At 61.8% G+C, this 13308-nt stretch carries 14 protein-coding genes; 10 read left to right on the top strand and 4 right to left on the bottom strand.

The window, feature by feature from the left end:
* Positions 1-17 precede the first annotated feature (17 nt).
* The gene (locus DENOEST_RS05145) at positions 18-830 is read left to right on the top strand and encodes a HoxN/HupN/NixA family nickel/cobalt transporter (protein WP_145771897.1); all 813 of its coding nucleotides are present in this window, start codon (positions 18-20) and stop codon (positions 828-830) included.
* Positions 831-1120: 290 nt separating this feature from the next.
* Here DENOEST_RS05145 and DENOEST_RS05140 read toward each other — a convergent pair whose 3' ends face one another.
* The gene (locus tag DENOEST_RS05140) at positions 1121-1684 is read right to left on the bottom strand and encodes a hypothetical protein (protein ID WP_145771896.1); all 564 of its coding nucleotides are present in this window, start codon (positions 1682-1684) and stop codon (positions 1121-1123) included.
* 178 nt (positions 1685-1862) lie between these two features.
* On the opposite strand from DENOEST_RS05140, the gene DENOEST_RS05135 reads away from it, so the two are divergent.
* The 4 genes from DENOEST_RS05135 to DENOEST_RS05120 all read left to right on the top strand — a co-directional run bounded on the left by DENOEST_RS05135 (position 1863) and on the right by DENOEST_RS05120 (position 6417).
* Positions 1863-2288 (top strand): CHRD domain-containing protein, encoded by a 426-nt coding sequence (locus DENOEST_RS05135; protein ID WP_170228282.1) that lies wholly within the window; start codon positions 1863-1865, stop codon positions 2286-2288.
* A gap of 497 nt (positions 2289-2785) precedes the next feature.
* On the top strand, positions 2786-5443 hold the full coding sequence (locus DENOEST_RS05130) for a cation-translocating P-type ATPase (RefSeq protein ID WP_145771894.1): 2658 nt from the start codon (positions 2786-2788) through the stop codon (positions 5441-5443).
* Positions 5436-5858, top strand: a complete 423-nt coding sequence (locus tag DENOEST_RS05125) for a YbaN family protein (RefSeq protein WP_232096447.1) — start codon at positions 5436-5438, stop codon at positions 5856-5858. The genes DENOEST_RS05130 and DENOEST_RS05125 overlap by 8 nt, the downstream gene beginning before the upstream one ends.
* A gap of 64 nt (positions 5859-5922) precedes the next feature.
* Entirely contained in the window at positions 5923-6417 is a 495-nt protein-coding gene (locus DENOEST_RS05120; protein WP_145771892.1) for a carboxymuconolactone decarboxylase family protein, read from the top strand.
* A gap of 19 nt (positions 6418-6436) precedes the next feature.
* On the opposite strand, the gene DENOEST_RS05115 is transcribed toward DENOEST_RS05120, so the two are convergent.
* Both DENOEST_RS05115 and DENOEST_RS05110 read right to left on the bottom strand, forming a co-directional pair.
* A complete protein-coding gene (locus tag DENOEST_RS05115) occupies positions 6437-6991 on the bottom strand; it encodes a DUF924 family protein (protein ID WP_232096446.1) in 555 nt (184 codons plus the stop codon).
* A gap of 51 nt (positions 6992-7042) precedes the next feature.
* The gene (locus DENOEST_RS05110) at positions 7043-8392 is read right to left on the bottom strand and encodes a hemolysin family protein (protein ID WP_232096445.1); all 1350 of its coding nucleotides are present in this window, start codon (positions 8390-8392) and stop codon (positions 7043-7045) included.
* Positions 8393-8445: 53 nt separating this feature from the next.
* Between DENOEST_RS05110 and moaA the strand changes: the two genes are divergently transcribed.
* Entirely contained in the window at positions 8446-9465 is a 1020-nt protein-coding gene (gene moaA / locus DENOEST_RS05105; RefSeq protein WP_145771891.1) for a GTP 3',8-cyclase MoaA, read from the top strand.
* Positions 9466-9467: 2 nt separating this feature from the next.
* Positions 9468-10052, top strand: coding sequence for a molybdenum cofactor guanylyltransferase MobA (gene mobA, locus DENOEST_RS05100; RefSeq protein WP_145771890.1), 585 nt, complete (start codon positions 9468-9470; stop codon positions 10050-10052).
* Positions 10053-10206: 154 nt separating this feature from the next.
* On the opposite strand, the gene DENOEST_RS05095 is transcribed toward mobA, so the two are convergent.
* Positions 10207-11004 (bottom strand): flagellin N-terminal helical domain-containing protein, encoded by a 798-nt coding sequence (locus DENOEST_RS05095; protein WP_145771889.1) that lies wholly within the window; start codon positions 11002-11004, stop codon positions 10207-10209.
* 698 nt (positions 11005-11702) lie between these two features.
* Between DENOEST_RS05095 and DENOEST_RS05090 the strand changes: the two genes are divergently transcribed.
* Genes DENOEST_RS05090 through DENOEST_RS05080 form a run of 3 tightly spaced genes read left to right on the top strand, consistent with a single transcriptional unit; the run spans position 11703 to position 13307 of the window.
* Positions 11703-12161 (top strand): MarR family winged helix-turn-helix transcriptional regulator, encoded by a 459-nt coding sequence (locus DENOEST_RS05090; protein ID WP_145771888.1) that lies wholly within the window; start codon positions 11703-11705, stop codon positions 12159-12161.
* Positions 12158-12718, top strand: a complete 561-nt coding sequence (locus DENOEST_RS05085; protein WP_145771887.1) for a cytochrome b — start codon at positions 12158-12160, stop codon at positions 12716-12718. Before DENOEST_RS05090 ends, DENOEST_RS05085 begins: the two co-directional genes overlap by 4 nt.
* A 22-nt stretch (positions 12719-12740) precedes the next feature.
* Positions 12741-13307: a YceI family protein gene (locus DENOEST_RS05080; RefSeq protein WP_232096444.1), complete on the top strand. Its 567-nt coding sequence runs from the start codon at positions 12741-12743 to the stop codon at positions 13305-13307.
* The last annotated feature ends 1 nt before the right edge of the window (position 13308 follow it).

Genomic DNA, 13308 nt, shown 5'->3' with positions numbered 1-13308 from the left:
GTGGGGAGTTTTTACCCATGATTGATTTGTCCCAAGGTTTCTTTTCCCTCTGCCTGCTGGCGTTCGTTCTCGGCATGAAGCATGGACTGGACCCTGACCATCTGGCAACCATTGATGGAATGACCCGATTTAACGCAGCCGGCCGCCCTGCCTTGGCGAGGCGTTGCGGCATACTGTTTTCACTGGGGCATGGCAGCGTGGTGATATCCATCGCACTTTCCGTAAGCCTGTTGGCCGAGACCTGGGTTGCACCGGAATGGCTGGAAACCACCGGCGTATGGATTTCAATCAGCTTTCTGGCCGCTCTGGGATGGATGAATCTTCACGCCGTGCTGTTGACGCCAAAGAATGAAGTCGTCGTGCCGGTCGGTCTCAAGGGCCGGCTGCTGGGACAATTGCAGAATTCCGATCGCCCGGGATTGATCGCCCTGGTGGGAGCACTGTTTGCCTTATCTTTCGACACAATCAGCCAGGCAGCGCTGTTTGCCGTTGCCGGCTCGCACTATGGCGGTTCCCACCATGCGATCACGCTTGGCCTTCTGTTTACCACCGGCATGCTGGTCACCGATGGCCTGAATGGCCTGTTTATCTATCGACTGATCAACAGGTCCAGCCGGAGTTCCGCACTGTCGTCTCGAGTAATAGGCACTTCCATTGGCATTATCAGCCTTGCCATTGCGGCCCTGGGCGTTGCAAAGTTTGTCTCACCCCAGGTCGGTCAATGGACTGACGGCCGGGAATTGTCCATGGGAATAGCGGTCACCCTGGTCCTGCTATTCAGCATCGCGGCCATTCCTGCCATGCCTCGTTTTTCAGGCCAGGAAAAGTAAGCCTGTACCGGCACTCCTGTTCACCGCACGCAGGGGTGACGCCTATTTCAGCAGAGCATCCAGAGCCACAGGTTAACCCCACTACGTTCCTGAACGACGACAACCCTACTGTGCGGGGTTATGTCCATGCTTCCGCCGGATCATTACTCCAGCTCTTTGAAGGGAGGGGAGCGAAATCGACATCCTCCACTAAAGCCAGAAGCCAGGTATGCAATCCACCATGGCCCGGCGTTCCTCTCCGAATCAACGCTTACTTTGTGCTACGACTTGGGCGAACAGCCCCTTTTTTCCTATTTGAACAGCCCGCCAGCCCCCTCCCCCGCCCCTTGCAGGAAACCCAGTGGATTGTGGTTGCGTTCCAGTTCATGAATGGCGGGCTGACCGCTCCACTGCTTGAACACAACCACCCCATCCACCAGGGCCACCAGGGCGACGAAGCGCCAGCCTTCCATTTTCGTCTCCCGGCTGAAGTTCAGAAAATCCGCCCAGAAACCACCAATGCGCTTGCGATTGAGCCGGCTCTGCTCAATCAGATAGCCGATACACTGATGTTGAGCCTGGATGCAGTCCCGCATGCCCTTGGGCTGTGCCTCCAGAGGCATGGCCGCATTGGGCAGCACTGCGTGGGCTACCTGGGAATAATTAAGAATCTGTACATTGGCTTTTCTGGTGGGATCAAAACCCAAATCCCGCAAATCCTCCAGCCGGGTCCGGTAGGGCTCGATGCGATCGAAGGCTACCTTGGCATCCTCGAAGCTGGTCCAAATATTGTCCGCCTCTCGACCGCCCTCGGGCAACAAGCTGCGACAGGCTGTCAGCAGCAACAAAAGCAAGATCAGGCTCAGTTCCTTCATGAATCCATCCTTTACAGCTTTCGGCAATTGCCCATGATTTCGGTTCCCCTGGATACTAACTCATTGGAGAAAAATGACGACTGACGCCCTCCTCTCCACCGCGTTGACCTATAAAGAGAACGGGCCGGCTACCATTGGTACGCCATCCCGTGCAACAAGCTTTGGAAGGAGATCGCCCATGAAAGCTTCTACCTCCCCATTCATCCTCATCCTGCGTTGGGTCATTCCACTGGTCGGTACCATGTTCATGTCCGCTGCCGTCGCCGAAAAGCTAACATTCCCCCTGAGCGGCAACCAGAAAATACCATCAACGGTCACAGGCACGGTGGAACTGTCGATCAAGAAAAACCGCACCGTTTCCGGGCTGCTCCGAGTGACGAACCTGGATGCCGCGGTGGCGCATATCCACGAAGGCGCCCCAGGAGAAAGTGGTCCAGTCGTCGTTGACCTGATCAAGATATCGTCCACAGCCTTCGCCATCCGCAAAGGGACCAGACTGAGCAAGGCCCAGTACGCCAGCTACCAGGCTGGCAAGCTGTATGCGGACGTGCATAGCAAGGATCATGAAGGCGGCGAGCTGCACGCCCGGATCACTCCTCACTGAGATCGTGATTGACGCCCTCACGGTAAGCCTGACTCCGGAGGCATCTACCTTCTGAAACCTTGATATTCCATGGAATTCACGGCAGAGTGCCGACCCGTGGTATCGAAATCGGGTGATTTGGACGTGGCGCATCTGGTCTGCGCTGATCTCGTGGGCACCTCATGACAACAGGCATATTTATTGTGGTGCGGATAACCAACTGATTCGTTTCCTGATCACTGGCCCCAAGCCTGGGTCACCGGGGCCAGTTGGCGTGAAAAACGAGCTTTCCCCCAGGGCCGTCCTGACCGAAGGGAATCCCCGAGGGACAAGGAAAAACGGCGCGCGGCGCCAGCCGCAACTCCTCGGTGCCGCCACGGAGTGCCCCATAATATCGAGCAGAGCGAGCCGTATCGAACCCTCCGGAGGGGGTGAGCCTTTTCATGATGCGGGGTGTCGTTTCCCGCATCATGAAAGTTAGCCTTGAATTTCTCAATAACTTACGATCGTTAATCACGATGCTTTGGCATGCCGAAACACCGGAAACGGTAGCGCAACACCTAATAACAGACCTGTCCGCCGGACTGACCGGCAACGAAGCCAATCACCGCCTGGAACGGCACGGTCTCAACCGTCTGATCGAGACGCCGCCCCGGCCCATCTGGCGGAAGTTCCTCGACCAATTCCGCAGCCTGCTGATCCTGCTGCTGTTGGGGGCGGCCCTGCTGGCCGGGATGGTAGGAGATATCAAGGACGCTCTAATCATTGCCAGCGTGGTGCTGATCAATGCCCTGCTGGGGCTTTTCCAGGAGCATCGGGCCGAGGCAGCCCTGGCGGCCCTGAAAAACATGCTGGCCCCGGTGGCCCGGGTACGCCGCGACGGACGGACCCTCGAGGTGGAGGCCACTACCCTGGTGCCCGGGGACCTGCTGCTGCTGGAAGCCGGCGACCGGGTCCCCGCCGATGCCCGGATCGTCGCCGCCCATGGCGCGGAGGTGGCGGAAGCCGCCCTCACCGGCGAATCCCAGGCCATCGCCAAGCGCAATGGACCGGTGGCTGCCGAGACCATCCTGGCCGAACGCAACAACATGCTCTACATGAATACGGTGGTCACCCGGGGACGCCTGGAAGCTCTGGTTACTGCCACCGGCATGGCCACGGAGATGGGGCGTCTGGCAGATCTGCTGGCCAGCACCGCCGACTCTCCCACACCCTTGCAGGTCCAGCTCGATCATCTGGGCAAGCGGTTGGCCACCATCGCCGGCATCGTGGTGGGGCTGATATTCCTCATCGGCCTGGCGCGGGGCGACGATCTTCTGGTCACCACCATGACCGCCATTGCCCTGGCCGTGGCGGCTATCCCCGAGGGCCTGCCTGCCGTGGTCACCGTGACCCTGGCCCTGGGCATGCACCGCATGGCCCGGCGCCACGCCGTGGTAAAGAAACTCGCGGCAGTGGAAACCCTGGGCTGCACCACTGTGATCTGCACCGACAAGACCGGCACCCTCACCCTCAACCAGATGACGGCCCGCCGCTTGTTCTACCAGGATCGACGTTTCACAGTCAGCGGCGAAGGCTACCGGGGTGAAGGTTCCATTCACCCAGACGATGGCGATGCCGGGCCGGTGGATTTCCTGCCCCTGCTGACCCCCGCTGTCCTCTGCGCCGATGCCCGCATTCACGATGGACAGTTGATCGGTGACCCCACCGAGGGCGCCCTACTGGCCCTGTCCACCCGGGGCGGAATGTCGGCCCAGACAACCGGGGAATCCCCCCCCCGCCTTGCGGAGATTCCTTTCGATGCGGCCCACAAGTACATGGCCACCTTTCACCGGGAGGGGGACTGGGTGCGCATCTGGCTGAAGGGTGCACCCGACGTACTGCTGCCACGGGCCAGCCGCTACTGGAGCAGCACGGGTGCATTACCCCTGGAGCCAACCAGCCGCCAGCGCTTCGCCGCCGAAAATGCCGCCCTGGCGGGTCAGGCCATGCGGGTGCTGGCCCTGGCAGGACGGGAGATTCCGGCCCGGGATTTCGATCCCGCCGGCGACCTGAAGATTTGGGTGGAAGACCTCACCCTGATCGGCCTGGTGGGCATCATTGATCCGCCCCGTCCGGAAGTCCGGGATGCAGTCCGTAGCTGCCAGAGCGCCGGCATCGCAGTGAAGATGATCACCGGCGACCATGCAGCTACCGCTACCGCCATCGCCCGGGATCTGGGCCTGGCAGGCGAGGTTCATGAAGGGCGGGAACTGGATGGCCTGACAGAAGCCGAACTGGCCGAACTGGTGCTGCAAAGCGCCGTACTGGCCCGGGTGGCGCCGGAACACAAGATGCGCATTGTCGCCGCTCTTCAGTCTCGAGGCCATGTGGTGGCCATGACCGGCGACGGCGTGAATGATGCGCCGGCCCTGAGGGCTGCCGACATCGGCGTGGCCATGGGCATCACCGGCACCGAGGTAACCCAGGAGGCTGCGACCCTGGTGCTCACCGACGACAACTTCGCCAGCATCGTCGGTGCGGTGCGGGAAGGCCGCGCCATCTACGACAACATCGTCAAATTTGTGCGTTTCCAGCTCTCCACCAACATCGGTGCCATGCTCACCGTGCTGGCCGCCCCCCTCTTCGGCCTGCCTACCCCCTTCACCGCGATCCAGATTCTCTGGGTCAATATCATCATGGACGGCCCTCCCGCCATGACCCTGGGCGTGGAGCCCCCCGACCCCAAGATCATGACCCGGCCACCCCGAGGCGCGGGGACCCGGATACTGACCGGCAGGCGGTTACTGGGCCTGGGTGTCTTCGGCCTGATCATGGCGGCAGGCACTCTGGCGGCCTACGCCCGGGGCCTGAGCCAGGGCGGCGCAGCCCAGGCCCTGACCCTGGCCTTCACTACCTTCGTGCTGTTCCAAGCCTTCAACATCTTCAACGCCCGGGCCGAAAGCAACAGCGCCTTCAATCGCCAGTTTTTCAATAACGGCAAGCTCTGGCTGGCCCTGGGCGGCGTACTGCTGGCCCAAGTCGTTGTCGTCCATTGGCCGCCGGCCCAGGGGATTTTCAGCACCGTGGCCCTGAGTCCGGCAGACTGGCTCTGGTCCCTGGCCGTCGCCTCCAGCGTTCTGCTGCTGGAGGAAGCTCGCAAGCTGACAGGAAAGATTCTGGGCCATCGTGGATAGGCCGCGACTCCACGATTCCCGCTGGGTGCGCTGGATTTACCTGGGCGCCGGCACGGTGGCCCTGCTGTTGGGACTGATCGGCGCAGTGTTGCCTGTGCTGCCCACCACACCCTTCGTGCTGCTGGCCGCCGCCTGCTTCGCCCGGGGCTCCACCCATATCCACGACTGGCTGCTGCGGAGTCCCCTGGCCGGTCCCATCATCCGGGAGTGGGAGGAGTACCGTGCCATGGATCGTCGCGTCAAGGCCTGGGCCTTCGCGCTGATGGGAATTTCCGTCACCGGTTCCCTCCTGATGATGGCCTCTCCCTGGCATCGCCTGATGCTGCTTGCCCTCGTCGCCGTGGCGGGAATCACTCTATGGCGGGTGCCGGTACGGCCCCTGGACCCACCACAAGAAAAAACCGATCCGCGTTAGCGGCGGAAGCTCGCTGTCCATTCGTTACACTGGCGAAAATATCAATCGCAGAGGAGAAAACGACATGCCCCGCATCGAAATGGAAGATACCGTCAGCGATTGGCTCAAGCTGAACCCGGCCCTGGGGCAAGGCTTGTCCGCGCTGGGCAATGCGGTGTACACGGCAAGCGGCCTGCCCATGCGCATCCTCGAGGCAGCCCGCATGCGCATTGCCATCGCCAACGACTGCCACACCTGCCGCAATGCTCGTCAGGCCAAGGCCGGTGAGTTCGGGATTGATGACGACTTTTACCACCATATCCCCCAATGGCGAACCTGGTCCGGCTTCAATGATCGGGAACGCCTGGCCATTGAGTACGCTGAACGCTTCGCCCAGGATCATCTCGGGCTGGCAGCAGATGATGATTTCTGGAGCAAATTCCACAGGCACTTCAGCGATACGGAAATCAGCAGTCTGGCGGTCTGCTGTTCCCTCTGGCTGGGGGCCGGACGTACAGCCCGGGTCCTGGATGTGGGACAAGCCTGCCAGCTCACCCTGAATGCAGTGACACCCTACTGAATAAGGGACTTGTCACCGTTCAGAATGACGAACCGGGCGTTTTGAGAAACTCGATCTCTTCCGGCGTTGACGAACGCCCCAGGGTGGCGTTCCGGTGCGGATAACGACCAAAACGATCGATGATTGCCTTGTGCCGAAGCTCGAACTCAAGGTTCCCTTCCATCCCCGCCTGGCTGAACAGCGCAACCGCAAGTTGATGAATCAAAGGGGACTCGCTATGCATATAGGGCATATAGAGGAAGGCTCGTTGGGTAGCATCCAGTTCCAGGTCGGCCTTCAGGGCAACGGCTGTCTGCGCGAGGGCAAGAGCAAGCCGGTCGTTGGCAAATGCCCGCGGGTTGTCCCGATGAATATTGCGTGAAAACTGGTCCAGAACAATGATCTCGGCGAGACGCCCCCCCGCCGTCTCGCGCCAGCCATAAAGCTCGCAGTTTTCAGCCGCGTCAAGCAAGCCGCCGAAACGTGACTCGATCAACCGGTCGAAATCCTCCGATTTGATCCACCACTGCCTGGGCGCAGTCTCCTTGAACCAGAAATCGAGGACTGTGTCCGGCATAGCGTGTATTGAATTCAAGGCCCGACTCCTGATGTGGGGAGCTGAAGCGTTTAGCAGCCCCCTTGTCGCTTAACCCGGCCTTGTCTCCGCATCGGCCTCGGCCTCTTCTTCCGAAATGCGACTCGCCAGCACCTTGTCGATGCGCTTGCCGTCCAGATCCACCACCTCCAGGCGCCAGCCGTCCCAGGTGGCCACATCGGCGGTCTGGGGCAGACGTCCCAACAGCCACATGATCAGGCCGCTCAGGGTATGGTAGCGGCCCTTGTCCTCGTCCGGCACGGTTTTGAGGCCCAGCCGGTCCTTGAATTCGGGGATCGGGATCAGGCCGTCCAGCAACCAGGAGCCGTCCTCCCGCTGCACGGCCCAGGCGTCCTCCTGGTTGCGGGGCTTGAATTCGCCAGTCACGGCTTCCAGCACGTCCTGAAGGGTCACCAGCCCCTGGACCTCGCCGTATTCGTCGATCACCAGCACCAGTTGCGTACCGGAGGCACGGAAGTGCCCCAGGAGGTCCATGCCGGTGAGGGACTCCGGCACGAAGACGCCAGGGTGTAGACGGGCCGCCAGACTGACCTTGCCCCCCCCCAGGGTCTGGTTGAGCAACTGCTTGGCGTTGATCACCCCCAGCACCTCGTCCAGACCGCCCCGGCAGACCGGGAAGCGGGAATGCTCGGTTTCCACCACTCGCTTCAGATTCTCTTCCAGGGGGAGATTCACGTCCAGGTAGACGATATCGGCCCGGGGAATCATCAGGGACGCAAGTTGACGGTCATCCAGCCGGAACACGTTGCGCACCATCTGGTGTTCCTGACGTTCGATCACGCCGGACTCGGAACCCTCTTCCAGCATGGCGTGTATCTCCTCCTCGGTCACACCGGCATTGTCCAGTTGGCGCCTGCCCATCAGGCGCAGGAGGGTATCGGTGGATGCGGACAGTAATCGCACGAAAGGTTGGGTGGCCACCGCCAGGGCCAGCATCGGCCGCGCCACCAGGCGTGCCGTGCCCTCCGGATTGAACTGCCCCAGGCGCTTGGGTACCAGTTCGCCGACGACGATGGAAACATAGGTGATCACCACCACCACCAGACCAGTGGCTGTGATCCGGCTGGCTTCATCGTCCAGACCCAGGGACAGCAGCCAGACCGAAAGAGGCTTGGCCAGCACCGCCTCGCCGACAATACCGTTGAGGATGCCGATGGAAGTAATGCCGATCTGGATGGTAGACAGGAAACGGGTGGGCTGCTCGCCGAGCCTGATGGCCACCTCCGCTCCCTTGTCACCCTCCTCGGCCCGCTTCACCAACCGGGCACGGCGGGCGGTGAGCAGGGCAACCTCGGACATGGCGAACAGTCCATTGAGCAGGACCAAGGTGATCAGGAAGATAATTTCCATGGAGCAGACAGGGTGATCAGGATGGTTCATTGTAAGTCACCGGGCGCTCCCACGGCCGGGAGACTCCGTTATGATCCCATCCCATGAACGCGCCCCATTCCCCGCTACTCGACACCCGTGGCCGCCCCGTGCGGGATCTGCGGATCTCGGTCACCGACCGCTGCAATTTCCGCTGCCTCTACTGCATGCCGAAGACTGTCTTCGGCCGTGACTACCCTTTCCTGCCCCGCAAGGAACTGCTGAGTTTCGAGGAGATCGTCCGCATCGCCCGGCTCTTCGTCGACCTGGGGGTGAGCAAGATCCGCCTCACCGGCGGCGAGCCCCTGCTGCGCCATCGCATCGAGGAACTGATCGAAATGCTGGCAGTCATCCCCGGCCTGGAACTGACCCTCACCACCAACGGCTCCATCCTGGCCCGGAAGGCGCAAAGCCTCAAGGACGCGGGCCTGCACCGGGTCACCGTCAGTCTGGATGCCCTGGACGACACCACCTTCCGCCTGATGAACGACGTGGACTTTCCCGTCGCCCAGGTGCTGGAAGGCATCGAAGCTGCAGGCCGGGTAGGCCTGGCCCCGGTCAAGGTCAACATGGTGGTCAAGCGGGGCACCAACGACCAGGCCATCGTGCCCCTGGCCCGGCATTTCCGGGGCAGCGGCCACATCATGCGGTTCATAGAATTCATGGACGTGGGCAGTTCCAACGGCTGGAAGATGGACGAGGTGCTGCCCTCCGAGGAAGTGATTCGCCGCATCCATGCCGAGTTCCCCCTGGAGCCCATCGACTCCAACTACCCAGGCGAGGTGGCCCAGCGCTGGCGCTACCAGGATGGCACCGGCGAAATCGGCGTCGTTTCCTCGGTGACACGTGCCTTCTGCTCCAGTTGCACCCGGCTCCGCCTGTCAACCGAAGGCAAGCTCTACACCTGTCTCTTTGCCGAAAGCGGCCACGACCTGCGGGAACTGATCCGCAGCGGCCAGACCGACACCCAGATCAGCGCCTGGATGACCGCCCTCTGGCAGGCCCGGGGCGACCACTATTCGGAAATCCGCACGGCGGAAACCGCGGCCCAGCGCAAGATCGAAATGTCCTACATCGGCGGCTGACGATGGCCGCCGCAGACGTGACCGGCCTGGTCCTGGCCGGTGGAATGGGCCGACGCATGGGTGGCGCCGACAAGGGCCTGCTGCTGAGGAATGGCCGTCCCCTGGCGGCCATCGTGCTGCAAGGCCTGGCGCCCCAGGTAGGGCCCCTGCTGATCAGCGCCAACCGCCATCCCGAGCAATACGCGGCGCTGGGCGCACCCGTGCTGGCCGACCGGATGCCCGACTACGCCGGCCCCCTGGCGGGCATTCAGGCCGGCCTTCATGCCTGCACCACGTCCTTCCTGATGGCCGTGCCCTGCGATGTACCGGACTTTCCCCCGGACCTGGTGGCACGACTGCTTGCCGCCCTGGAAGAACCCGGAGCCCCCACTGTGGCCGTGGCCGCCACCACCCAACGGGTCCACGCCACCACGCTGCTGCTGCGACGGGAAGTACTCCCCTCCCTGGAACGCTATCTGAATGAAGGCGGCCGCAAAGTACAGGGATGGCTGACCCAGGAAAACGCCCGGCAGGTACTGTTCCCCGACGAGGCCGCCTTCGCCAACCTGAACCGGCCGGAAGACCTGCGGCCGGGGCCATCTCCTTGACCGTTCGCCTGAGTTCACAAACACCGCGCACCTGGAAAGTGAGGGATCCGTTCGCCCTAGCAGCCCGAGTAGCGGTCGTGGCGAAGGGCTTGGCCGTGTTCAACTGAGGTTTTAAGGGTAATTTCAGCTTCCCTGAAGCCGCCGCGACCAGAACCTACTTCAGCAGGTCCAGCTTGCTGGCCTGCATGGCATCGTAGGCCGCCACCGCCCGCAGGGCCGCCTGTTGCCGGACGCTGTTCTGGGCCAGGCTGGCGGTTTCGGCACCGTAGTCGGTGTCGGCGATACGGCTCCGGGCAGCAGCCAGATTCTCGTAGGTGCCGGCCAGACTGGCGGCTGTCGAACTGAGACTGGCCTGGGTCGCCCCCACATCGCCCTGTTGGGCGCCAACGCTGGCAATGGCCCGATCGATGGCCTCGATGGCATTGCTGGCGCCTTCCGTCGAACCCAACTCGGCACCGGCGAGACCCAGGCCCTGGGTGGACACATTACCCAGACTCAAGGCACGACTATTACCGGCCTCGGGACCATTCTGCACCTGGCCGCTGAAACTGCCGTCAAGGAGTGTCTGCCCGTTGAACTGGGTGCTTCCCGAAATCTGATTCAGGCTCTCGCCCAACTGGGAAAACTCGGCCTGTAGGGCCTGCCGGTCACTGGCGGCATTGGTGCCATTGGCGGCCTGCACCGCCAGCTCGCGCATGCGTTGCAGGGTATCGCCCACCTGGCTCAAGGCGCCACCGGCCGTCTCCATCAAGGACTGGGCGTCATTGACATTGCGCAGCGACTGATTGCCCGACCCCAACTGGGCCGTCATGGCCGAGGCAATCGCCAGACCTGCGGCGTCATCCTTGGCGGAATTGATCCGGGAAGCCGTACCCAGCCGGGTGAGGGATTTGGCCAGGGCCTGCTCGGCCTGATTCAGATTATTGAAGGACGGAGAAACGGAATTGACCATGATCCACGCTCCTTGTGACAGACCACGCCTTGCCTGTATGTGCCGGTTTAACTCGACCAGATCATTGTAGTTCGGCGCAGCGACATCGCTTCAATTTCCTACGGGAAGACAGGTTTCAATCCTCGCCCCTCGTTGCCGAGGGGCGTGATGGGATGCGCAATGAATCGTTCCGGGTTGTCCGTTGAAGTCACAGGATGCTTTCGGTTGTTGCGTTACCGGCAAGATAGACCCCGCAAAGCTCATCAGATATGCCTGCTCACTATTTTTTCGAGGGAGCAAAGCCGGCAATCGCATGTTTGACCTTGCCGGGCGCGGTTTCGATATGGGCGTCGAAGCCGCTTGCCGAGCGGATGTATTGCTGGAATTCAGTCTGATATTTGCCCAGGTCGTGCCAGAGCCCAGCGCATGGAATTCCCAATCGCCCATCCACCCCTGTTTGACATGCGCAAAAAATTCCACCGCCAACTCCATGACATTCTTGTATGCCGGGATTGTAGCCCGAGCAACCCAACAGGCGGCGGCTTCAAACAGGCAGGAAACCGTCTAGGCTGAACTCAGTCCGCCTCGGCAAATAACCACACTCATGCCAGTCTTGAATCCAACCGTGCTCTTTCCCTGACGCCACAAAAATAGTTTGCATTAGAACTTTATTCATGTATAGTTCGCATCAGAACTAACTTCAAAGAGCTGTGAAAACCATGCCCCAGAAATCCTTCCTGCCCCTGGTCCGCGAGCTGGCCGAATGCTTTCAGGCCTTCGAGGCCTTTTCGGCCGGCCATATCCGCAGCTTGGGGCTGACGCCTTCCCAGTTCGACATCATCGCCACCCTGGGCAACACCGAGGGCATGAGCTGCAAGGAACTGGGGCAGAAGACCCTGATGACCAAGGGCACCCTCACCGGTGTGCTGGATCGGCTGGAGGCCCGGGGGCTGGTGGTTCGGCAGACTTCCAGCACTGATGGCCGCAGTTGGGTCATCCAGCTCACCCGCTCGGGGCAGAAGCTGTTCGAGCGCATTTTCCCGGCCCATCTGGAACACATGGGCACGATATTCACCGGCTTTTCCGATGCCCAGATGGCGACCCTGCGCCGCCAGCTTGCCCAACTGAAAAAGTCCTTCCGCGCCTCCTTGGAGGTAGGAGAAGGGGAAACGTCATGAATGCCGATCCTGCCCCATCCGGTCTCGCCCCGGCCCGCTACACCGCCACCGCGATTCGCCTGCACTGGCTGATCGCCCTGGCCATCGCCTGCACCTTCGCGGTGGGGCTGTACATGCAGGGCCTGCCCCTCTCCCCCTGGAAGCTGAAGGTCTATTCCTGGCACAAGTGGACCGGCGTCTGCATCTTCCTGCTGGTGCTGGCGCGGCTGGCCTGGCGCCTGGGCCACAGGCCGCCGGCCTTGCCGGAAACCATGCCCCTTCGGCTGCGCCAACTGGCGGAAGCCACCCACTGGCTGCTCTACCTGTTGATGTTCGCCGTGCCCATCAGCGGCTGGCTGATGAGTTCCGCCAAGGGTTTCCCGGTGGTGCTGTTCGGGGTGCTGCCCATTCCCGACCTGCTGGCCAAGAATCCACCCCTCGGGGATCAACTGGTGCTGCTGCACCAGACCCTCAACTTTCTGCTTCTGGGGCTGGTGATCGGCCATGTCGGCGCCGCCCTGAAGCATCACTTCATCGACCGGGACGATGTGCTGCGGCGCATGCTGAGTTCCCGTTGACCGTCCCCAGGAGTCCGCGAAAGTGAAAAAGTTTTTAGCCGGTTTCATGCTCACCGCCCTGCTGCCCGGAGCCGGGGCAGTCGAGTACACCTCGGTACAGCCCGAAAAAAGCCAGATCACCTTCGTCTTCAAGCAGATGAACGTGCCGGTGGATGGCCGCTTCAGGAAATTCAACAGCACCCTGGCCTTCAACCCCGCCAAGCCGGAAACCGCCAAGGTCAGCCTCAACATCGAGATGGCCAGCATCGACACCGGATCGAAGGAGGCCGATGAGGAGGCCGTGGGCAAGCAGTGGTTCAACGTCAAGGGATTCCCCAGCGCCAGCTTCGTCTCCGGCCGGGTGCGCAGCCTGGGCAACAACCGCTATGAGGTCGGCGGCACCCTGACCATCAAGGGCAAGGCGCGGGAAGTCACCACTGCCGTGACCTACAAGCCCGAGGGCAACACTGCCGCCTTCGATGGCGGCTTCAGCCTCAAGCGCGCCGACTACGCCATCGGCGAAGGACCCTGGGCCGACTTCGATACCGTCGGCAATGAAGTCCTGATCAAGTTCCGCATCACCGCTGCAAGCAACACACCACGCAAGTAAG

This window comes from Denitratisoma oestradiolicum, from assembly GCF_902813185.1.
Lineage (GTDB): Bacteria > Pseudomonadota > Gammaproteobacteria > Burkholderiales > Rhodocyclaceae > Denitratisoma > Denitratisoma oestradiolicum.
The sequence above is the reverse complement of the archived record's forward strand: the minus strand, read 5'-3'. Positions and strand labels throughout refer to the sequence as shown.

Coding starts and splice junctions, on each gene's coding strand:
- DENOEST_RS05145 (WP_145771897.1), top strand. CDS start 18: ATGATTGATTTGTCCCAAGGTTTCTTTTCCCTCTGCCTGCTGGCGTTC.
- DENOEST_RS05140 (WP_145771896.1), bottom strand. CDS start 1,684: ATGAAGGAACTGAGCCTGATCTTGCTTTTGTTGCTGCTGACAGCCTGT.
- DENOEST_RS05135 (WP_170228282.1), top strand. CDS start 1,863: ATGAAAGCTTCTACCTCCCCATTCATCCTCATCCTGCGTTGGGTCATT.
- DENOEST_RS05130 (WP_145771894.1), top strand. CDS start 2,786: ATGCTTTGGCATGCCGAAACACCGGAAACGGTAGCGCAACACCTAATA.
- DENOEST_RS05120 (WP_145771892.1), top strand. CDS start 5,923: ATGCCCCGCATCGAAATGGAAGATACCGTCAGCGATTGGCTCAAGCTG.
- DENOEST_RS05110 (WP_232096445.1), bottom strand. CDS start 8,392: ATGAACCATCCTGATCACCCTGTCTGCTCCATGGAAATTATCTTCCTG.
- moaA (WP_145771891.1), top strand. CDS start 8,446: ATGAACGCGCCCCATTCCCCGCTACTCGACACCCGTGGCCGCCCCGTG.
- mobA (WP_145771890.1), top strand. CDS start 9,468: ATGGCCGCCGCAGACGTGACCGGCCTGGTCCTGGCCGGTGGAATGGGC.
- DENOEST_RS05095 (WP_145771889.1), bottom strand. CDS start 11,004: ATGGTCAATTCCGTTTCTCCGTCCTTCAATAATCTGAATCAGGCCGAG.
- DENOEST_RS05090 (WP_145771888.1), top strand. CDS start 11,703: ATGCCCCAGAAATCCTTCCTGCCCCTGGTCCGCGAGCTGGCCGAATGC.
- DENOEST_RS05085 (WP_145771887.1), top strand. CDS start 12,158: ATGAATGCCGATCCTGCCCCATCCGGTCTCGCCCCGGCCCGCTACACC.